The following is a 20,773-nucleotide window of genomic DNA, read 5'->3' as shown; positions in this document are numbered from 1 at the left end:
TCCGACCGCTGAACCCCTGCCCCGTCTCCCCCATCGACTTGGAGGCCCCGTGCCGTCCCGCCTGCTCACCCTCACCGCCCTCGCCTCGATCGCCGCCCTCCTCGCCGCCCCGGCCCAGGCCGCCGGGGACGAGCCGGTGACCGCCCTCCTCGAGACCCCCGCGCTCTTCGACGAGGACGACGCCGACGCCGACGACCCCGCGATCTGGATCGACCCCGAGGACCCCGCGGACAGCCTGGTCGTCGCCACCGCCAAAGAAGCGGGCCTCTACGTCTACGACCTCCAGGGCCGCGAACTCCAGCACGTCGACCCCCGCCCCGCCCCCGGCGACGACGACGCCCCCGGCCGCTACAACAACGTCGACCTCGTCTCGGACTTCACGCTCCACGGCGAAAAGGTCGACCTCGCCGTCGCCTCCGACCGCGGCATGGACAACCTGGGGATCTTCAAGATCGAGGACGGCGCTTTGGTCGACGTCACCGACCCCGACGCCGGCTGGATCTTCAGCGAGAGCCAGGCGGAGATCAACGACGAGCACACCGCCTACGGTCTCGCCACCTTCCAGAACCGCAGCGGCGCCTACGCCCTCGTCAGCCGCAACGCCGAATCCGAAGTGGCCCTGCTGAAGCTGAAGGCCGACGGCGACCACGTCACCTGGGACAAGGTCCGCACCCTGCAGCTCCCCGCCGACTTCGACCTCCCCAACGGCGACTCCTGGAAGCCCTGCGACGACACCGGCCAGGACCCCCAGGTCGAAGGCATGGTCGTCGACGAATCGACCGGCACCGCCTACCTCGGCCAGGAACTCGTCGGCATCTGGAAGATCGGCGCCGATCTCAAGGGCGAGCCCGAACTCGTCGACACCGCCGTCGAATTCGGCCTCCCCGGCACCTACGACCCCGAGACCGACGAGTGCAACTACGGTGACAACCCCGGCTACGGCGGCGACGTCCTCCACACCGACATCGAAGGCCTCACGATCTACTCGACCGGTCGCGGCCAGGGCTACCTCCTCGCCTCCAGCCAGGGCGACGACTCCTTCGCGGTCTACAACCTCAGGGGCCGCAACGCCTACCTCGGCAGTTTCGCGATCGAATCCGGCGCGGTCGACTCCACCCAGCACAGCGACGGCGCCGACGTCGTCAACGCCTCCCTCCCCGGCTACCCGGGCGGCCTCCTCGTCGTCCAGGACGGCGACAACACCCCCGAGGGCGCCGACGAGTCCAGCACCAACTTCAAGTTCGTCGCCTGGCAGGACGTGGCCCGCAACAGCGGCCTGCACCTCCGCGTGCACTGCGGCCGCTGATCCCCCGCAACGAAAGAGGCCGCCGAGCAAGCGCTCGGCGGCCTCCGTTCATGCACGACTACAACCGATGACGTGCCTGCGTCCGGTCCAGCAGCTCGCAATGAGCGAGCCGCCACCCGTGCTGCGTGGCGGTCAGCGTGAACGTCATCGCATGATGCGCCGCCCCGTTCTCCACCATCGCCACCACCTCAGCCGTCCCCGCCGTCGGAAACGTCGCCCGCCGCACCCGCACCTGCCTGAAGTGCCCCGACACTCGCCGCCGCACCCGCACGAACGCCGCCCACCCCTCCGGCGTCGCATACAACCGCGCCTCCGCGGCCGGCTTCCTGCCGGTGAGCACGTTCAAGAAGAAGCACGAGTAGCTGACGGCCTGACGCGGGTTCGGGGCGGTCACGATGTCATTGCGGCAGTTCATGATTGTCCCAATCGTTCGGTGGGGAACGCTTGGAAGGAAATCTAAAGGTGACCTTGAGTGAAGTCAACAACACCAGCAGTGAACCCCACAGTTTCACCGCACGTTTTTTGTGGACCCCCGACGACCTGCATCCACCATGGACTCCTTCGTAAGCGACACCAGCCCGCCAGTAAGCGACCCGCCTTGCGGAACCCTACAAAATTCAGCGATTTCAGCCCCGCGTGTCGGCTGCGGCGCGGCATACGCGGACGGTCCGCCGCTCGATGAACGGCCGCTCCGGCCGCTGCCGCACCATGACGTCGAGATCGGGGACGAACTGCTCCGCGCGGAACGGCGCACCACCGCGGGTGACCTCGGCGACGAAGTCCTCCTCCGTCATCGCGAGCAGGCGGCTGGAGCTCCCCTTTTGCACGTCCAGGTACCAGGGGATCACCTGGTTCAGCAGCAGCTCGGCGTGGCAGACCAGCCCGTTGTTGATCGGGAAGACGCGCTTCCGCATGAAGCTGGACCTGAGGTCCCGGGCCATGCCGAGGATCTCCTCGGTCGCCGGCGTCCCGCTCTGGCAGTGCAGTTTGAGGAACCGCTCGACCAGCTCGCGGAAGAGCGTGCGGACGCCGTTGCTGAAGTCTTCGGCGACGGCGACCCGGGCGTGGTGGAAGTCCTCCGCGAGTTCCCGGCACCTGCCGAAGAAGTCGCCCGAGCCGAGCGAGTACCCGAGCAGGTCGTCGACCCGCGGCGGGATGAGCTCTGGATGCACGTTGAGCCCGATGACCGCGAACAGCGGGTCCTCGACCATCCCCGTGATCACGTCGGCGAGCAGGACGATCCGGGCCTCGTCGCTGATCCCGCGCGGCTCCTTCGCGTTGATCCCCTTGAGATCCCGGAGTTCGGCACCGGTCAGTTCGGAGTCGTCGCCGAAGTACTCGTCGATGTTGGCCACCTGGTCGAAGCGGCCCCGTTCGCTGTTGTGCGCGAACGGCCACCGGTTCAGGTCGTGCGTCCACGCCAGCCGCTCGACGGCGCGCGCGTCGACGGACATGCTCCGTTCGACCAGCATCATGGCGACCTCGAGCACCCGCTGCACGTGCCAGTACCGTGCGAAGAAGGCGGTCCTCCGGTCGGCCCGCTCGCCGTACACGGACACGAATCCGGTGATGTGGCGCAGCCGCAGGATCCGCTCGGACAGGCGGGCGGAGAACGGGAGCCGGGCATCGGTGACCGGCTGGAAGTACGACATCGCCTCAGCCTTCTTTCTTGGAATAGATCGTCGCGAAGGGACCCTGCCATGCCTTGTTGGGCTCGATCGCCAGCGCCTGGATGGAGTACCGTCCGGCGGCCGCATGGAGGATCACGTTGAAGTCGAATTCTGAGATGTAGGTGTTCACGCGTATCTGCTTCGTCGCGACCCGGTATTCGACCGCGTCGCTCTCGATCTCGAGGAACTTGGCCACTTCGTCCGCGAAGGTGCGGATGCCGTCCCTGTCGATCAGGTCGATGCGCATCGCATCGCATCTGCCCCGCTGCGCGATCGGGCACTCGCACGGGAGGCACCGGTCGAGCGCGACCACGCCGCTCCAGGTCCCGAGCTGCTCGGGCCGGGCCTCGGCGAGGGCGATGGCGCACGACGTGTGCCGGTACACCGGGTACCCCTGCCGGGTCGCCGTGGCCCTGATGTGCTGCCACGAGTCGTGGTCGAGGACCTCGCCGGCCGCGTCGGACGCGAACGTCGACGGGAGCTCCTCGCGGAGCCGCACGTCGTCCACGGGGGTGCCGGGTCCCCGTGCCATGCCTATGACCACCGAGCACTGCATGCCCGATCGCTGGAGGCGTTCGATGATGCGCGGCCGCTCGGCTAAGGGAGGCACCAGTTCTCTCACGAACGGCCTCCAGAAGTGGGCGGCGCTCTGGTGCTCGGTGCCCGCCACGAGCTCGGCGTTCCCGATGGTCGTGTCGAAGTCGGCGACGGGTCCCGTCTCCAGCTTCCCCCGCTTCATGAAGGCGAAGGACTGGCTGAAGAACCACAGCACGGGCCACCCGAAACCGTCGATGGTGTCGACGATCTCGCGGTCGAGCCCGGACTTGGTAATGAAAACGAGCAGGCGCGGGTTGAGGACACTGGTGATCTGCTCCATTATTGCCGGAACCACACGGCGGTTCTCCCGAGTCATGAACAGATCGGTGTAATTGCCCATACAAATGGGGGTGGTATCGAACTCAGGGTCGATGAGTTCCGACCGCCGGCCGTAGAGGTAGCTTCGAAGGCGTCCTCCGATGCTCGCGATGTCGGCTCTCACCATCGGCTTCCTCGCTTTGTATCGCAGGGGCCCGAGATAGCAGTATGCGCAATCCGCGGGGCATCCGATGACGGCATCCAGACTAATCCAGGTGTCGTGTTCCGAGATGATTCGAGGTTCGGTTGAGCGGCTACCACTCGCCATCGTGCCTCCAGAGGTCGGCGAACGCTCTGCTCACCTTCTTGAGCGCGTTCTTGTTCGTGTCGAGGATGGATACGTCGTCTGAATTGCGCCATACGAAGTCGAAGGTCTCATCGAGCAGTCGGCCGCTGTGTGCGCCCGAGGCGCCGAATTCGAGCTCGAAGGAGTCGAAGAGGTAGCGCTCCCGCTCCAGTCGCGGCGTCCTGAAGTACGGCTCGTAGAACAGGGTCTCGCTGGTGAGCAGCACCGTCGCGTCGAACCCGAACCTCGCCAGGCGCAGCTGGATGTGCTGCGGGAAGTCCTTCTTGAGCAGCCGGTAGCCGCGGATGCTCTCGACCGTCTTCTGCTCCAGGACCTCGCTGAGGCCGTACTGGGCGTTCTCGACCCGGTCGTAGCTGGCGGAGAGGCCGAGGTACTCGGGCAGGAAGGGGTTGTAGATGACCACGCGGAGGCTGCCGCCGTGTTCGAGGAGGCTTCGGACCTCGCTTCGGAACTCGCCTCGGGCGTACAGGTAGGAGTGCCCCGTCTCGGCCATGAGCCGGACGGTCGAGATGCGGTCCCGGTCGATCGCCAGGGCGGCCTTCTTGGCGTCGTTGCGGGCCTTGTTCACCAGCGCTTCGGAGCCGCGGGTCGGTACGTAGACCGCGCGGCAGTTCAGGGTCGAGACCAGTGTCTGGGGCGCGGTCGAGACGAGCGAGAAGTCGAGCACGGACTTGCCGGAGAGCCGTTGGCGGAGCGCGCAGATGGTGTAGATGAGCGCGGGCTTGTCGACGTTGGTCCAGAGGGTGCGGCGGAGGCATTCGCGGAGCAGGAACCAGCGGTACATGACGAGGGCGCCGGGTTGCAGTATCTGCGAGAGCGCCTGGGCCATCGCCTGGCGCCACAGCTTGAGGCACTTCAGGCTGCGGTCCTCCACCGGCTCGCTGCCGAGGTTCAGCTCGTCCTTGAGGAGGTAGCTGACGATCTGGAGCAGGCGCGCACGGTCGATCTCGTCGGTGCCCTCGACGTTCGGGACGGACTGGAAGAGCAGGTCGAGCTCGAATCGGGCGAAGTCCTCGAAGACGTGGCCGTGGCGGCCGTTGGCGAAGTCGATGAGTTCGACCTTGGAGTGGACCCGGTCGACGATGATGTTCGCGAACCTGGCGTCGCCGTGGAGCTGGCGGTCGTCGAGCACGGGCGCGACCGTGACCTTGTCGATCCACTCCTCCCACCACTCGCGGAACCCTTTGAGCTCGTCGAGTTCGGGGCAGAAGGACTGGGCGGTGCTGATCACGGCCGACACCCCGGACTCCCACGGCACGGGCGGCACGAAGTCGGTGAGCGGCCGGGCCTGCCCGGTGTCGCCGAGGTTGCGCTCCTTGCCGAGGATCCTGGCGGTCTCCCTGAAGCACTCGCTGACGTTGTCGTCGGCCGGTGCGGCGTCTCGGTCGAGGTCCCACAGGTACTCGGCGAGGAACCGCTCGAAGTCGCCGTAGTGCGTCAGGTCCGCGTACGTGCGCCCGCCGATGTACCGGTAGACGATGGCCGACCACTGGGCCTTGCGGCTGTCGAAGTCGATCTCTATCGGGCCGTGCACCTCGTGGAGGCCGTGTTCGCGGAGCCAGGGGTCCACACCGATGTACTCGATCCGGTTCCGGTGCTCCCGTTCGATGTCCTCGGTCGGGCCGGCCTTGACCACGACCTGTTCGAGGTCGCTGTGGGCGCAGAGCGCGGAGATGGCGCCGCTGAAGTTCGTGTCGAAGAGGCGCACGCTCAAGTCGTCGAGTGCGACCCTGTGCTGCAGGACCTGCGTGATCACGTACCGGACATCGCCGTTCGCCACGGTTTCATGGCTACCCGTGATGCGCATGGAGGGCCTCCTTTTTTCCCAGAGCGGGCCTCACTTGGGGTCCTGCGAATCGTGCGGGGACTGCATTCGGAACGGCGACTGGGGCGGTCGCTGATGACGCATTCGCAGGGGGATCGGGTAAGAGGCCATTGTCGCACGGATGTCAACTCCGCGGCGGTCCTCGAAAGGCATGCGAATGCACGGCACCACAGTTGAATTCCTCCACTCATGTGGCCGGTGCGCGCTTCCCGTGCGGACGGGCGACGCGGGAGACCTTCTGAACACCAATGAAAGTCACTTGCAAGTGCGTCCCCGTATCTCGGACCGGGCTTCAGGACGCCATTCTCGGCGGGTCCTGTCGCAGTTTGCGATTGCGAATGAGATAGCAGGTCTGCGATCCGAGAATCGAATACTCGTGGCGCCCGCGATTGATGTCGTCGGCGCTCACCAGATGGAGTCCGCCGGCGCCCGCCTCTTCAGCGGTGCGGATCTCGTTCACGAATTCCAATGCGCCTTCGCTGTCGAGGTCGAGTTCGTGCACCTCGATATGCCGGAGCTGCCGGTATCCCCATCCCGGCACCTTGCGGGGCGCCTCGACGACCCGGCGGACCGGCCTGAAGGTCAGGTTCGGCACGAGGTCCCGAAAGTCCGCCAGCCCGATCTCCGCCAGCTCCTCGTCCAGCTCGCGCCGGAGGCACTCGGTGGAGGACTCCCGGCCGTCGCCCGACGACAACCAGTGCAGGAAGCCCCCGATCGACATGGCGGGGAGGTAGCCGCGGAGGTCCCGGTACGCCGACTTCGGGTCTCTCGGCTGGCGCTCCTCTTCGAACTGGAAGCGGTCGAGCGCCTCCCGCGCCGAGTCCCTGAACTTGAACACGCCCCCTGGAGGCCCGTAGGTGCCCGGCGTCCGCTTGGTGTGGAACACCACGAACCGGCCGTCGATCTCCATGCGCAGCAGCGCGGCCACCGAGACGCGGACCCGCGCCCGCAGCATCACCGAGTAGAGCCCCGCCACCAGGTGGCCCCGGTTGTTCCACACCAGAGCCGCGGCCCAGATGAGCATCGTGGCCGCCACGCTTGAGACGATTCCAGCGATCAAGTGGCGCAGATCCTTCAGACATGAGGGTGTGTCCGTACCTCAGGGTAACAGGATCGCGACGCGGCGACCGGCCTCGAAAAGCCGCAGAAACGCCGATGGGCCGGATTCCTAGGAATCCGGCCCATCGGTCATGTGGTAGCGGGAGGCGGATTTGAACCACCGACCTCCAGGTTATGAGCGGCATTTGTCGTATATACAGATCGATGGTTTCGAGCCCTAGATCTCCGTATCGTCCGAGGTCACACCCGACACATGCATGACGATGCATGTCATTTCTCGTCGGGCCGTGACCGCCCGTGGCACGACATCCCACGGACAAATGACGGACGAGGATCGACGGAGGACCACCCCCGTGGGCTACTGCAAGAAGCGACCGAACAAGCACGGCAACCCCCGCTACACCGCCGTGTACATCGACAAGGACGGACTGGAGCGATCGGCCGGGACGTTCCCGACCTTCAAAGAGGCGACCGAGAAGTGGAAGGACGCCGAGGCCAAGGTCAACGCCGGCCGCGGCGCCCACCTCATCCGAGGCCGCGTCCTCTTCCAGACCTACGTCGAGGAGACCTGGCTCCCCAACCTCGCGGTCGAGATCAAGACCAAGGAAAACTACACCTACAACGTCTACGCCCACCTCATGGCGTTCTTCGGCCACCGCCGCATGCTCGACATCTACACCAGCGACATCCGCGAATGGCTCACCAGCCTCAAGAAGGCCGGGGTCACGGCCGCGACCCGCAAGCGACTGAAGCAGCTCCTCAGCTCGATCCTCTCAACCGCCGTGAACGACGAGGTCATCACCGGCAACCCCTGCCTGCTGGTCAAGACCGACACCGTCCCAGTCAAGCCGTTGACGATCGTCACTCCGGCCCAGTTCGACAAGTTCCACGCCGCACTCCCCGACGATATGTCAAGGCTCCTAGTGGAAACGGCCATCGAAACAGGAACTCGTTGGGGCGAGCTGACCGAGCTCCGCGTCCAGGACTGGGACGCCGAACGGAAAGCCTTCACCGTCGCCCGAGCCGTCGTGCAGGTGAACCCCGAGTTCCACCCCGAAGGCGGCCGATTCTTCGTCAAGGACTACCCCAAGGACGGCGAATACCGGATCATCCGCGTCGCCGACCACCTTGCGACCAAGATCGACGCCCACATAGCCGACAAGGGCCTCAAGAAGAACGACCTGCTGTTTTGGTACTCCCCCACCACCAGGAAGACCCGGCGCACCACGTCGAATCCCGAGGGGAAGCCGCTTGGCCGGACCGCCCCGAACGAACGAGGCCGGACCTACGCCCACGGCACCATGAGCGCCTACACCGCGGGCCGCTGCCGCTGCGCCCACTGCCGATCGGCGATGGCCGCCTACCGCAGCAAGCGCCGCGCCGAAGGCAAGGACAACCCGCGCAAAGGCCGCCGCTGGGACACTGACGGCCACATCCCGAACCAGTGGTTCCGCGAGCAGATCATCAGGCCCGCGCTCGCCAAGGCTGACATCCCGGTCGACCTCCGCATGCACCTGCTCCGCCACGCCCACGCCTCCTGGCTCCTCAACGGCGGGGCAGACCTCATGGTCGTCAAGGAACGCCTGGGCCACTCCAGCATCATGACAACCGAGCGATACCTCCACACCGTCGAGAACGCCGACGAAACCGCCCTCGCGGCCCTCGACAGGGTCCGCCAGCGCCAACCCGTCGAAGCCCGCTCGGAAGACGTCAGTTTGAGATCCATTCCTTCTCAGCGCCAACCACTCTCGAACGAAGAGCTTCTCGCCCAGATGGCGGCATTGCAGACCGAACTGACCAAGCGGCTCAGCTCCGGTTCGACGCCCTGACGTAGGAGAGCAAANCGCCGCGACCGCGGCCCCGCCCCTGCTTCGTCCGTCCGCGCTTATTCACCCATCGCTGACAGCGTCACCTTGACGGACGCGCTCACCGGAAGATCGTCAGTGACCTCGCGCCATTGGAAGTCGTCGTGCTCGGTCAGAACGACGGGTTCGGTTGCACTCACCTCAATGGCGAAGTTGAACTGGCGGCTGGGTTTGCCGCTGCCGCTGGTGTAGTCGAAGTGGCCGAGGTAGGCGGTGGTTTCTGCGAGGTCGAGGCCGGTCTCCTCCTTCACCTCACGGGCGAGGGCGGCGTCGAGCCGTTCGCCGGGGTCGACTTTGCCGCTGGGTAGTTCCCACAGGCCGCCCATGAAGTCGTCGGCGGGTCGTTTGAGCAGGAGGACCTTGCCCTCGTCCAGAATGACGGCGCCGACGACGAGTTGGGCGATGCCGTCGCGTGCGGCTTCGGCGGTGAGCTTGTCGATAAGGTGGTCATCCATGTTGGACTCCTGTCGTGATCAGGTCGGTGTGGTGGGCGCTGACTTTCCGGAATGCCTCGACGTAGGCGTTGGCGGTCTCCTGGTCGTCCTCGCGGTGCCAGACCGGGAGCTTGATGATGCTGTCGTGGAAGGCTTCGGCGCGAGGGAACTGTCCTGGAGCATAGGCGAAGCGCCGCGACAGGCTCGGGAACAGCGGCCCCGGTTCCTGGAACAGCGGCAGCAGGTTCAGCGGGCAGGTGGAGCCAGGCCGGTCGGCCTCCGAGGCGCCTTCGGCCTGGAGCGCCGCGAAGTACCGGTCGAGCGGGAAACCGCCGATCTGTTCGGACCGGTAGCGCAGGATCAGCCCGTACCAGGAGGAGTGGTCGCCTTCCGCGGGCACGATCGGCTCGACGCCTGGAATCTCGCGCAGACGCTCGCACAGGTAGGCGGCGGTCCGGTCGCGACCGGCGAGGTAGGTGTCGAGGTTGCCGAGTTGGTCCAGTCCGACCGCGGCGGCGAGAGGGTGGATGCGGTGCTTGAGGCCCATGCCGGTGATCGCGTAGCGGTGGAGCGGATAGGAGGCGGGGATCTCGTCGCGGCAGCGCTTGTTGTACTGGCCGTGTAGGAGCGCGCGGTGGTAGAGGTCCGAATCGTCGGTGAGGAGGAACCCGCCTTCACCTGCCGAGAGCGGCTTGGGGCCGTTCATGCTGAAGGCCGCAGCGTCCCCGAAGGAGCCAACCTTGCGGCCGGAGACGGTCGCACCGTGAGCGTGGGAGCCGTCTTCGAAAAGCTTGAGCCCGTGTTTGTCGGCGAGTTCGCGGATCTGCGCGATCTGTGCTGGGGTTCCCCACATGTGGGTGACTGCGATGGCTCTGGTGCGGTGGGTGATCCGGGCGGCGATGTCGGCCGGGTCGAGGTTGCCGCGTTCGTCGCACTCGGCCAAGACCGGGGTCGCGCCGAGGTGCAGCAGTGGCGTGACGGTGGCGAAGAACGTGTAGGCCGGGACGATGACCTCCATGCCAGGCCCGATCCCGGCCGCGGCATACATCGAGTACAAAGCCGCGGTTCCCGAGCTCGTCAGTAGCGCGTGCCGGACGCCGAAGTAGGCGGCGAGCGCGTCTTCGAGTTCAGCGACGACGCCGGATCGGTTGTAGATCGACACCGTGCGGTCGAGCTGGTCAGTTACGGCTTTGCGGGTGGCGTCGGTGATCGGCGGCCAGGTGAAGTGCGGTTCGGGCATGAGGACGGCGGGTGTGCCGCCGTGAAGTGCGAGCGGGGACGAGGTCACAGCAGTTCCTTCGGGTTGACGGCCGCACGGGTGCGCGCGGAGGTGTAGCAGGCGGAGACGAAGGCCAGGTGGGCGAGATGGTCGGTGGGGCCGCTCGGGTTGGTGCGGGTGCCGTCGAGAACGCGGGCGAAGTGGTCGATCTGCGCGGTCGCCGCGGCGGGCCACGCCTGTTCGCGGGCGAGGGATTCGATGACCTCGCCGTGGTTGTCGAGGCGTCGGATGCGGCCGCGTTCGAGGTCGACGATGCCCTTGGACCCGACGAGACGGATGCGCTCGGATTTGGGGCCGATGAAGCGTGAGAGCAGCGCCGAGCCGTAGAGCCCGCTGTCGTAGGAGAAGTGGATGAGGGCGGTGTCCTCGGCGTCGTAGGTCCGGTCGGGCCGTGCCGTGGCGGAGGTGTCGGCGAGGACGCGGTCGGGGAGGCCGAAGTACCACAGGATCATGTCGATGAGGTGGTAGCCCATGTCGATGACGCACCCGCCGCCGGCTTGGGCGACGCGTCCGCGCCAGCCGTCGGAGGGGTCGTCGATGTGCAGGGTGTACTGGGCGTCGATGACGAAGGGCGTGCCGATCTGGTCGGCCAGTTGGGTGAAGCTGGTGTAGATCGGGTTGAAGCGTCGCTGAAGCGTGACCATCAGCTCGATGCCGGAGCGCTCGCAGAGCGCGGCGAGGTCGCGAGCGTCTTCGAGGCTGGTGGCGAAGGGCTTCTCTTTCAGGACGTGGACACCGTGCTCGGCGGCGGCTTCGATGACTTCGCGACCGACATGGTGCGGGACGCAGACCACCACTAGGTCGAGCTGCTCAGAGGCGAACATCTCGCGGAAGTCGTTGTAGCCCTTGACGTGGAGTTGGTACTGGAGTTCGTGGACGAGCTCAGGGTTCTCGTCGCAGATCGCGACGAGGTCGACCGAATCTGAAGCGGCCAGGCCGGGAAGGTGGTCCTCCCGGGCCTGCGCGCCGAGGCCGACGACTGCGGCTTTGATGGTCATGGATCGTTCCTCCCGGGGGTCGAGGGACAGGTCATTGCAGAGATGGGCCGCCGCGGCCACCACGCGGCGGCCCGGCAGGGTCAGCAAGCCTGCGGGGCCGGGTCGGCCTGGTAGACCAGTTCGCCGAGGTCGGCGCTGATCTCGACATCGAGAGTCGGATCGAGCGCTTCGCCAAGCACGACGGCCCGGTACAAAGCGGTCGACTTGAGGACGACCGCTGCTGTGCCCGTCGCGCTCGCGTCGAGCCATTCGGGCACCGAGTTCAGATGAGGACTGCGGTAGGCATCCCACACGACCGGCCCCACATCGATCTGCGGCAAGTCGCGGCCGCGCGCGGCGGGCCGGCATCGCAGCCACAGCCGTCGCTCGGCTGCGAGCTGCACCTCGAACCGGAGCCCGGCTTCGACGAACCAACCCAGTGCGGTCCCGGCAGGCAGCGTCCAGGCAGCGCGCTGCGTATCCCCGGTGCGAGCGGCTTCGACGGGCGAACGGCGCAGCTTGAGCCTCATATCGCACCACCCTCGGACAGTGCGTGCTCCGCGACGATCTCTCCTCGGTGCCGCCACTGCAAGTGGGCCGCGGCCAGGACTCGCGCCGCCCGGTTCGACTGGGCGAACCAGCCTTCCAAGTCGGTGTCGCAAAGCAATCTCGGCGTTGGGGTTTCCAGCGCTTCGACCACGCCCGCGGTTTCGCCGTCAGCAATGAGCGAGAGCCGGTCTACGCCGCTTTGGAAATACCACACGAAGGAGAACGTCCTGTCGTCGATCTCGGTGACCTCCAGCGGCAGCGCGTCGCTGAGCAAGCCGGTGCCGTCGCGGGGACCTTCGGCCCGGGTCTCGTCGCCGGTTGGTCTCGATGCGGGGAGTGCGTGTTTCGTCTCCATGTCTGTAGCCTGGGGCAGAAGCAAGATGCCGGGCAAGCATCTGATGCGGACAGAGGACCGGTTCGACGGTTGTCCGCTTCGGAGCGAGGAGACGGTCATGCCACAGCCATCGAGACCGCTGGAGCCAGAGCGTGGGCTCCCCGAGTGGTTCGGCGCGGAACTGCGCCACCACCGCCAGCGCGCCGGGCTGTCGCAAGACGAGCTCGGGCGGCTCGTCCATTTCTCCGGCGACCTGATCGGCAAGATCGAGAAGGCCGAACGGAACTGCTCCATCGCGCTCGCTCAAGACCTTGACAACGCGCTGCAAATAGGTGGAGTTCTCGCCCGCGCATGGCGTCTGGTCGAAGCGCAAGCAGACAACCGCCCCGGTGATGCGGACAAGTACTCCGGATCCCTCGTCGAGGCGGGCCGCACCCGGGAGTTCCAGGGGATGCTGGAGCGGAACGACCGCACCGCTTCCGAGAAGGGGCTCCCGATGCTGCGACGCGAGATCTTGAGTGTGGCCCTCAACTGGGGCGCCGCCGCGCTGCTAGCCCCGATCGCCCCGGCGGTCAGCTCCTTGATCGACGCGCTCGGCAGCGGCGACCTCAACGAGTCGCGACGCCCAGTCGATCTGGTGAACCTCTCGATCCGCCTCGTGCGGGTCAAGAACCTCATGCAGGCATCCGCGTTCGATCATGCGACTGCGCTCCTCCCCGCGCTCCTGCGCGACCTCGAAGCCACTGGGAACCGCATCACCGAGACCGAGACCGGGCACCTGCGGATGCTCACCGCCGACGCCCACCAAGTCACTGCGACGGTGCTCCTGAAACAGGGCGACCCGGGCTCTGCGGCACTCGCAGTGAACCGCTCGATCGACGCCGCATTGTCCAGTGAGGACCCACTGACGATCGCGACGGCGTTCCGTACCGCCAGCCACACCCTGTTGCGGACGAATCGCAGCGCCCTGGCGACCGACCTGGCCGCGTCCCACGCCGCGAACCTCGATCGGCACCCCGCCACCCCCGACCTGCTCTCCACCCAGGGCTCGCTCCTGCTCAAGGCCGCCGTCGCGGCGGCAACCGGGAACCAGCCGAGCGCCGCCGCCGGCTATCTCGACGCGGCCAAGGACACCGCTGAACACCTCGGCTCCGACGGCAACTACTGCTGGACCGGATTCGGTCCCACCAACGTCGAGCTTCACCGCCTCCACGTCGCCCTGGAACTCGGCGACCTCGACCAAGCCACCATCGAAGCCAGTCGCATTGGTGCTGACAGCATTTCGCTCCCCGACCGCAAAGCCCGCTACGCAGTCGACGCCGCTGCCGCGTACGCAGGAACCGGCCGCTTCGATGATGCCCTCGAATCCTTGTGGCTGGCCGAATCTACGGCGCCGCAGGAGGCCCGGACGATCAAGTCTGTACCGGAAACCCTCGATGCCATCCGCCGCTCCGGCAACGACCGCATACGCTCGAATGCCGCAGCCCTCGCCGACCGACTGGAGCAACCCGCGTGACCGACTCGCGAACCGTCTACCTCATCGTCTGCGCAGCCCCGCCCGCTGGTGATGCCGCGGCCTTCGTCCGCCACGCCGTTGTATCCGGCTGGGACTGCCATGTCATCGGCACGCCCTCCGCCACAGGCTTCATGGACGTCGATGCGCTCGAAGCCGCGAGCGGTCACCCAGTGACCTTCGAACACCGCCGCGCCGGAGCACCGCGACGAAACCGCCCCCCGGCCGACGCCGCCGTCATCGCCCCCGCCACCGCCAACACCATCAACCGCCTCGCCGCCGGCTTCGGCGGCAACTACGCCCTCGACCTCACCTCGGAACTCATCGGCCTCCACATCCCGGTCGCTGTCGTCCCCTTCGTCAACACCGCCCTCGCGGATCGAGCCCCGTTCAAGCGCTCAATCGCCTCGCTCCGCGACGAAGGCGTTGAGATCCTCCTGAACGAGGACGGATCTCGCCCTCACCCGCCGCATGGGGGTGCCGAGTACCGCGAGAAGTTCCCCTGGGAAGCAGCAATGGCCGCAGTCTCGAATTCAACCCGCAGCCAAGATTAGCCGCCAGAAATGCTATTAGACAACCACTCTGTTTCGCGCTTACGACAGTTTCAGTCAGCTATTGACAACTAAAGATAATCAGTGACATGAGTTGCCAGTAAATAAGTCAGCAGTTGACAGATCATGAGATCTACCAGCATATTCATCAAGACAGTAAGCCAGGTCACCTAGATTCACACACCTCTTGCACGTTTCGTGAATAAGGATTCTATGACAGGACGACTCCTCGAATTCGCGGCTATGTTTGACCCTCGATAATTGTCGATCGAGCGTCGCGCGAGGGGGTGGTTTCCGGTGATGACGGTCCATAAACTCTCGGTCGGGGACGGCTACACCTACCTCACGAAGCAGGTCGCCGGCGGCGACGTCCAACGCGCGCCGGGCCAGTCCGCGGCCGACTACTACGGGCAGGCCGGGAACCCGCAAGGCCGATGGCTCGGCTCCGGTCTCGAAGCGCTCGATCTGACCGCCGAGCAGACGGTGCGCGAGGAGCAGATGCGCAACCTCTTCGGCTCCGGCATCCACCCCGACGCCGAACAAGTCCTCGACGCCCACCTGGCCGCGAACCTGAAACCCGGCGCGACGAACGTCCAGCGCGACCGCGCTTTCGCGGCGGCGAAACGGGCCGTGAAACTGGGTCAGAAGTTCCCCGAATACGCGACCCTGAAGCCCTTCGCCGACCGCGTCGCCAAGCGCCTGGGCACCATCGAGACCGAGACCGGCCGGACCGCAACGGCCGCCGAGGTCGCGACCGTCAAGCGGGAGGAAGCCTCCCGGCAGCGCACTTCAGTAGCCGGATACGACCTGGTGTTCTCACCCGTCAAGTCGGTGTCGATCCTGTTCGGCCTCCACACTGACGAGCGGGTCCGCACCGAGGTGAAGGCCGCGCACGACGCCGCCGTGGCATCGGTCATCAGCATGCTGGAGCAGCACGCCGCGTTCACCCGCTCCGGCGTGGGCGGGGTCGCCCAGATCGAAACCAACGGGCTGATCGCCGCCGCGTTCGATCACTTCGATTCCCGCGCGGGCGACCCCGACCTCCACACCCACCTGGCGGTGGTGAACAAGGTCCAAGGCCGGGACGGGAAGTGGCGTTCGCTCGATGGGCCGGCGCTGTATGCGCTCGGCGTGGCCGCCTCGGAGACCTACAACTCGGCGGTCGAAGCCGAGATGACCACCCGGCTCGGCGTCGCCTTCGCCGACCGGCCAGGGCCAGCGCGCAACGGCCGCCCCGTGCGCGAGATCGTCGGCATCGCCCCCGCGATCGTCAAGCACTTCTCGGCCCGACGCAGCGACATCGAGACCCGCTACGCCGAACTCCGCGCCGAATACCAAGCGATCCACGGCCGCGAACCCGACGCGAAGATCGCCTACGAGCTGGCGCAGCAGGCGACACTGGAGACCCGCGGCGCGAAGGACATGATCCGCTCCCAGGAGCAGATGCGCGCCGATTGGACCGCCGACCTTACCGGCCGGTTCGGGCCCCAAGCACTCGACCAGATCACCACCACCGTGAACGCCGCCCTGGAGCCGGTAGCGGCGTTGGAGACCGAGCAGATCCGCGAGCTCGCCGCTCGGGTCGTGGACACGATCGGGGAAGAACGAGCGACGTGGACGCGATGGAACGTCCACGCCGAGACCATGCGCCAGCTCCGCGCCGAACACGTCTTCACCACACCCGACGCGCAGCGCGAAGCCGCCGAGCAGATCGTCGCGACCGCGCTCGGCGAGGGCGTCTCGATCCGGATCGGCATGCCCGCCCCCGTGGAGGTGCCGGAGGTCCTGCGTCGCTCGGACGGTGTCTCGGTGTTCGAGAAGCACGAAGGCCACCGGTTCACCTCGCAAAAGATCCTCGACGCCGAGACCCGCCTGGTCGACGCCGCCAGCACCGCCACCGTTTACTCCGCCAGTGCAGAAGCGGTCCGCGCACGGCTCGACGCCTTCGAGCAGCAGACGGACCGAACGCTGGATGCGGGGCAGCGGCGCCTGGTCGAAGCCTTCGCCACCGACGACCGGCTCCTGGCCGTCGGCATCGGCCCCGCAGGGTCCGGGAAGACCACCGCGATGCGCGCCTACAAGGACGTGCTCGACGTCGAACGCCGCCGCCTGATCGGCCTGGCGCCCTCGGCGAAGGCCGCGAAGGTCCTCGAGCACGATCTGGGCATTCGCTGCGACACCGTCGACAAGTTCCTGTGGGACCTCAGCCCCGGCAACCGCCTCACCGGACCTGAACTCGTCGCCTCCCTCGGCCACGAAGCCGACTCCCACACGGACACGGCGGGCGCGGGCCGGGTGCGCGCGGGCGCGGATCGATCCGCCCCCCTTAGCCTTGACCTGCTCCGACTCCGTCCCGGCGACGTGGTCCTGGTCGACGAGGCGTCGATGGCCGGGACGTTGAACCTCGACCGCGTCACCGCCCTGGCCGCTTTCGCGGGCGCGCAGGTGCGCCTGCTCGGCGACACCCACCAGCTCGGCGCGGTCGCCTCCGGCGGTGCACTCCGGCTCATCGCCGCGAAGGCAGTCGCGACTGAACTTCACGAACTCCACCGCTTCAAGGACCCCGCCTTCACCGAGGCGTCCCTGAAGCTGCGCGTCGGGGACGGCAACGGCCTCGACTACTTCCAGGACCGTGGACGACTGGTCGGCGGGACAGAGGACGCCATGACCGCGGCTCTCTATGCGGCGTGGAAGGCCGACACCGCCGCGGGCAGACGCAGCCTCATGCTCGCCCACCACAACACGACGGTCGCCAACCTCTCGGCGAAAGCCCGTGCTGACCGCGTCGCGGCCGGCGAGGTCAAGGCCCGGGGCATCGCCCTGCACGACGGGAACACCGCCGGTCGCGGAGACTGGGTCGTCACCCGCGAGAACGACTCCCGGCTGCGGTACTGCCGGGGCAAGGACACCGTCCGCAACGGCGAGACCTGGACCGTGATGCGCACGTTCAAGGACGGGTCGATGAAGGTCAAGAACCACGACTCGAAGGCCACCACCACCCTGCCCGGCTGGTATGTCGAAAAGCAGGTCGAGCTCGCCTACGCGAGCACCGTCGACCGCTCCCAGGGTATGACCGTCGACACCGCCCACCCACTCCTCACCCCCGGCATGAACCGCAGCGCTTTGTACGTCGCGCTCACCCGCGCCGCCGAATACACGAAGCTGTACGCCGTCACCCATACCCCGCTTCCAGCCGCACCGGACGACCGGACGTGGCGGCCTGGTTGGGACAGCGACGCCACTGCCGCCCGCGAAATCGCCGAACAAATCCTCGCTACCCAACCTGATGACCTGGCCGCCACCGAGACGATCGAACTCGCCGCCCACCAGGCCGAATCGCTCGCCACGCTCGTGCCGCAGTACCGGTATGCCGTCGACCGGATCGCGACCACCCACTACGCCGACTTGTTCGAGCAGCAGATCAAGCCGCACTTGGACGCCGAGGCTTGGGCGGACCTCCGAGCCAACGGGCACGGCGCGCTCGCCCGCACCCTCGCCACCGCCGAAACCAAGGGCTGGAACGCCGAACAACTCCTCGACCTCGCCTGCCGCCGCACCCTCGACGACGCGATCTCCCCCGCCGCGGTCTTGACGGCACGCGTCCAGAAACTCACCGCCGACCACCCCGCACCCCCACCCGGCATGCAACCAGAACCCAGAGACGTCGCCTACTACGCCCGCCTCATCAACGATCACCACCCCCGCCTTTACCTCGAACCCAACACCGCACTCAACCCGCCCGCCACCAAGCTCCCCGCGACCGGCGCGAACCGGGTTGCCGCGCAGCCGGACGCCAACCGCTACCGGACCGAACTCGCCGAAGTCCTCGGTGAACAGCACGCCGCACGGATTGGGAATGAGCGCGCCTGGCCCGCCGTTGTCGGGGCGCTCGGCCGCGCCGAAGACACCGGCCAACACTCCCGTGAAGCCCTTCGTCGCGCCATCGCGCAGCGCGACCTCGACGGACTCGACTCCATGAGCGAAGTCCTGGCCTGGCGGCTCGACCGCCAGACCCGCCTCATCACCCACGACCCCACCCATTCAGGCCAAGCCTGGCCCGCCATCGCGTGGACCTTGAAGGCATGGGAGGCCCGTACCGGGTCCGACGCCGCCTATCTTGTCGACGCCCTCGCCCTCGGCCGCGGACTCGACAACCTCGCCATTGCCATCGCCCACACCGCCACCGAAACCATCAACCGCGAAGAGGACAACACGAATCCGACCGGGCTGACCTGGCTCGCGTACCCCGCCCACGTTCTCAACAGCGACGCCGCTGAGGAAGGCATGCGCGAATTCGCCGCCGACCTCGCCGACGCCATCCGGAACCGCGCCGACGCCCTCACCGAAACCGTGCTCACCGACCGGCCCGAATGGACTCGCGCCTTCGGCCCCGAACCGGCAGACCCCACCGAACGCGAAGCCCGCGAGGGCGCAATCCGACTCGCAGCCGCACACCGCGACCAGCACGACATCACCGACTCGGGCCCCGCCGACCCGCTCGGCCCCTACCCGACCACCGGTCGCGCCGGACACCGCGAATGGTGGGCCTCAGCCTCCGCCGTCCTCGCCCGGAACACGATCGACGAGACGACCACACCGACCGGGCTCAGCACCACCGTGGAGCAGCACGTCGCCGGCGCCATCGCCCGCGACCTCTACAACGCCGTCCCCGAAACCGAACTCCCCGAACTCCATGCGGCCCTGGCAGCCAAACTCCACCCGGCCATCGCCGCGGCGCTCAAGGGCGATCCGGAGACCATCGCGAGCGACTCTGCCAACGCGAAAGCCCTCCTCACCGCTCTCGCCGAAACCGGCCACCTCACCCCGCAAACCGCCGCCGACCTCGCCATCACCAAACCACACCTGGATCCAGGCCATACGCGACCGAGATCCATGACGGCAGACGTGAACCAGGCCAATGACACCAGCCTTGACACGACCTACACGGGAAAGCCAGCAGGGCTTGAGCCAAATTCCTGGCCTGGTCCCCGGCTTCTCCAAAAAGTTGTGGTGGACCGTCTCGGTCTGCTCTTTAGAGGTTAAGGAGAGCCCGAAGTCTCGTTCCTATGATCTCGGCTACCTCAACGGCGACGGCATTCCCAAGTGCTCTCATTGCCGCCGTTCGGGTCCCAGGAACTTCATAGGAGTCAGGGAAGGTTTGTATCCGAGCAGATTCCCGGACTGTAAGATAGCGGACTGAGTCGTCGTGAAAACGAATCATTCCTTCCCCACCCGCGACGCCATGCACTCCAGCCTTGAGCGTCTTGGCCGGCCAATCGATCCAACCGCCTTGATGGCCCGGATAGGTTCGCGCACCAGGGATGCCTTTGTGATTAAGCACGTTCGGAGCATCCTTCCCATCTCGCGGATTAGGAAGCTTAGGAAATCTAACTAGAGCATCGCGTGTTGTCTGCCAAGGCTTGCGCTCAAATAGATCGTCTAGCTCGTCGACTGCGCGCAATGCTTCCACACGAGTCCGGACACTTTCCGGCATAGAGGGCTGCCTAACTCCATGCCGCGCCCAGTACGAGCCAGATATCCATTGGTCACGCAACAGAGAATCGCGGTCGTGAGTGGGAGTTATATCGGTCCATCTATCCCAACCAGAGATATCGGTTCGAATTCCCACCAGAAAGACCCGCTTCCTCGTCTGAGGCACACCCATGTTCGCTGCCTCAATAATTTGACGATGGACGCGATAATTCAATCCTGCCCGTCTTGTTAGCTTAATACGCTCGTGATGATCCGTCCAGTGCTCGCCAATTTTTGGCTTGACCGATGGCTTCGAGAGTTGATCAACAATATAGTCGTAGTATGGTTTGAACGAAGGACGAAGCAACCCTGGGACGTTCTCAAAAACGAAGCACTTTGGCCGCAAGACGCGAACCGTCTCAACCGATGCTGGGAACATATTACGTTTATCGTTTTCACCGGCGTGCGCTCCACTAATGGAAAATGGTTGACAGGGTGGGCCTCCCGCAACCAGGTCGATATCGGCTAGCCCAAGTTGCGGTACTTCCTTAAGCCACTCCAGGACGTCCATGTTACGGACGTTCTCTTTCTTCCAAAGGTCGGGAGATCTTTCAGCGTTTACTTCTAGAATGTTGCACGCCCGCGGATCCCACTCAACCAATTGCTCGTGCTCGAACCCTGCGTTAAGCATGCCAAGGGCCATACCGCCACCACCGG

The 20,773-nt window shown here is 66.3% G+C and carries 16 protein-coding genes; 5 read left to right on the top strand and 11 right to left on the bottom strand.

Going from position 1 to position 20,773, the window contains the following annotated elements; genetic code table 11:
* The first annotated feature begins 49 nt into the window (after positions 1 to 49).
* Entirely contained in the window at positions 50 to 1,306 is a 1,257-nt protein-coding gene (locus ABD419_RS16650; protein ID WP_344488360.1) for a phytase, read from the top strand.
* 58 nt (positions 1,307 to 1,364) lie between these two features.
* On the opposite strand, the gene ABD419_RS16645 is transcribed toward ABD419_RS16650, so the two are convergent.
* The 5 genes from ABD419_RS16645 to ABD419_RS16625 all read right to left on the bottom strand — a co-directional run bounded on the left by ABD419_RS16645 (position 1,365) and on the right by ABD419_RS16625 (position 7,059).
* Positions 1,365 to 1,700 (bottom strand): Rv3235 family protein, encoded by a 336-nt coding sequence (locus ABD419_RS16645; protein WP_344488357.1) that lies wholly within the window; start codon positions 1,698 to 1,700, stop codon positions 1,365 to 1,367.
* A gap of 232 nt (positions 1,701 to 1,932) precedes the next feature.
* A complete protein-coding gene (locus tag ABD419_RS16640) occupies positions 1,933 to 2,958 on the bottom strand; it encodes a hypothetical protein (protein WP_344488355.1) in 1,026 nt (341 codons plus the stop codon).
* A gap of 4 nt (positions 2,959 to 2,962) precedes the next feature.
* Positions 2,963 to 4,015, bottom strand: coding sequence for a hypothetical protein (locus tag ABD419_RS16635; protein WP_344488354.1), 1,053 nt, complete (start codon positions 4,013 to 4,015; stop codon positions 2,963 to 2,965).
* 130 nt (positions 4,016 to 4,145) lie between these two features.
* Complete coding sequence (locus tag ABD419_RS16630; protein ID WP_344488352.1) at positions 4,146 to 6,005, bottom strand: phosphotransferase; 1,860 nt, start codon at positions 6,003 to 6,005, stop codon at positions 4,146 to 4,148.
* Between the two features lie 310 nt (positions 6,006 to 6,315).
* A complete protein-coding gene (locus ABD419_RS16625) occupies positions 6,316 to 7,059 on the bottom strand; it encodes an SMODS-associated NUDIX domain-containing protein (protein WP_344488350.1) in 744 nt (247 codons plus the stop codon).
* A gap of 376 nt (positions 7,060 to 7,435) precedes the next feature.
* On the opposite strand from ABD419_RS16625, the gene ABD419_RS16620 reads away from it, so the two are divergent.
* Positions 7,436 to 8,911 (top strand): tyrosine-type recombinase/integrase, encoded by a 1,476-nt coding sequence (locus tag ABD419_RS16620; RefSeq protein ID WP_344488348.1) that lies wholly within the window; start codon positions 7,436 to 7,438, stop codon positions 8,909 to 8,911.
* 56 nt (positions 8,912 to 8,967) lie between these two features.
* On the opposite strand, the gene ABD419_RS16615 is transcribed toward ABD419_RS16620, so the two are convergent.
* From ABD419_RS16615 to ABD419_RS16595, 5 genes are all read right to left on the bottom strand, one after another.
* Complete coding sequence (locus ABD419_RS16615) at positions 8,968 to 9,402, bottom strand: NUDIX hydrolase (protein WP_344488346.1); 435 nt, start codon at positions 9,400 to 9,402, stop codon at positions 8,968 to 8,970.
* A complete protein-coding gene (locus tag ABD419_RS16610) occupies positions 9,395 to 10,669 on the bottom strand; it encodes a DegT/DnrJ/EryC1/StrS family aminotransferase (RefSeq protein WP_344488344.1) in 1,275 nt (424 codons plus the stop codon). The genes ABD419_RS16615 and ABD419_RS16610 overlap by 8 nt, the downstream gene beginning before the upstream one ends.
* Entirely contained in the window at positions 10,666 to 11,658 is a 993-nt protein-coding gene (locus ABD419_RS16605; RefSeq protein WP_344488342.1) for a Gfo/Idh/MocA family protein, read from the bottom strand. Before ABD419_RS16605 ends, ABD419_RS16610 begins: the two co-directional genes overlap by 4 nt.
* An 80-nt stretch (positions 11,659 to 11,738) precedes the next feature.
* Complete coding sequence (locus ABD419_RS16600; RefSeq protein ID WP_344488340.1) at positions 11,739 to 12,167, bottom strand: hypothetical protein; 429 nt, start codon at positions 12,165 to 12,167, stop codon at positions 11,739 to 11,741.
* Positions 12,164 to 12,541 carry a hypothetical protein gene (locus tag ABD419_RS16595; protein ID WP_344488338.1) on the bottom strand — a complete coding sequence of 126 codons (378 nt, stop codon included), beginning with the start codon at positions 12,539 to 12,541 and terminating at the stop codon, positions 12,164 to 12,166. The genes ABD419_RS16600 and ABD419_RS16595 overlap by 4 nt, the downstream gene beginning before the upstream one ends.
* A gap of 97 nt (positions 12,542 to 12,638) precedes the next feature.
* On the opposite strand from ABD419_RS16595, the gene ABD419_RS16590 reads away from it, so the two are divergent.
* From ABD419_RS16590 to mobF, 3 genes are all read left to right on the top strand, one after another.
* A complete protein-coding gene (locus ABD419_RS16590; RefSeq protein WP_344488336.1) occupies positions 12,639 to 14,036 on the top strand; it encodes a helix-turn-helix domain-containing protein in 1,398 nt (465 codons plus the stop codon).
* On the top strand, positions 14,033 to 14,587 hold the full coding sequence (locus ABD419_RS16585; protein WP_344488334.1) for a flavoprotein: 555 nt from the start codon (positions 14,033 to 14,035) through the stop codon (positions 14,585 to 14,587). The genes ABD419_RS16590 and ABD419_RS16585 overlap by 4 nt, the downstream gene beginning before the upstream one ends.
* A 297-nt stretch (positions 14,588 to 14,884) precedes the next feature.
* Complete coding sequence (mobF, locus tag ABD419_RS16580) at positions 14,885 to 19,627, top strand: MobF family relaxase (RefSeq protein ID WP_344488332.1); 4,743 nt, start codon at positions 14,885 to 14,887, stop codon at positions 19,625 to 19,627.
* On the opposite strand, the gene ABD419_RS24980 is transcribed toward mobF, so the two are convergent.
* On the bottom strand, positions 19,617 to 20,747 hold the full coding sequence (locus tag ABD419_RS24980; RefSeq protein WP_425556092.1) for a DNA cytosine methyltransferase: 1,131 nt from the start codon (positions 20,745 to 20,747) through the stop codon (positions 19,617 to 19,619). The genes mobF and ABD419_RS24980 overlap by 11 nt on opposite strands.
* Positions 20,748 to 20,773 lie beyond the last annotated feature (26 nt).

Origin of the sequence: Glycomyces endophyticus, from assembly GCF_039531525.1 — a bacterium.
Lineage (GTDB): Bacteria > Actinomycetota > Actinomycetes > Mycobacteriales > Micromonosporaceae > Glycomyces > Glycomyces endophyticus.
Note: the sequence above shows the minus strand (reverse complement) of the source record. Positions and strands in the feature narration are given on the sequence as shown.

What these genes read in the sequence shown, in the direction of transcription:
- ABD419_RS16640 (WP_344488355.1), bottom strand. Translation starts at nt 2,958, where the DNA reads ATGTCGTACTTCCAGCCGGTCACCGATGCCCGGCTCCCGTTCTCCGCC.
- ABD419_RS16615 (WP_344488346.1), bottom strand. Translation starts at nt 9,402, where the DNA reads ATGGATGACCACCTTATCGACAAGCTCACCGCCGAAGCCGCACGCGAC.
- ABD419_RS16600 (WP_344488340.1), bottom strand. Translation starts at nt 12,167, where the DNA reads ATGAGGCTCAAGCTGCGCCGTTCGCCCGTCGAAGCCGCTCGCACCGGG.
- mobF (WP_344488332.1), top strand. Translation starts at nt 14,885, where the DNA reads ATGACGGTCCATAAACTCTCGGTCGGGGACGGCTACACCTACCTCACG.
- ABD419_RS16605 (WP_344488342.1), bottom strand. Translation starts at nt 11,658, where the DNA reads ATGACCATCAAAGCCGCAGTCGTCGGCCTCGGCGCGCAGGCCCGGGAG.
- ABD419_RS16595 (WP_344488338.1), bottom strand. Translation starts at nt 12,541, where the DNA reads ATGGAGACGAAACACGCACTCCCCGCATCGAGACCAACCGGCGACGAG.
- ABD419_RS16630 (WP_344488352.1), bottom strand. Translation starts at nt 6,005, where the DNA reads ATGCGCATCACGGGTAGCCATGAAACCGTGGCGAACGGCGATGTCCGG.
- ABD419_RS24980 (WP_425556092.1), bottom strand. Translation starts at nt 20,747, where the DNA reads ATGCTTAACGCAGGGTTCGAGCACGAGCAATTGGTTGAGTGGGATCCG.
- ABD419_RS16590 (WP_344488336.1), top strand. Translation starts at nt 12,639, where the DNA reads ATGCCACAGCCATCGAGACCGCTGGAGCCAGAGCGTGGGCTCCCCGAG.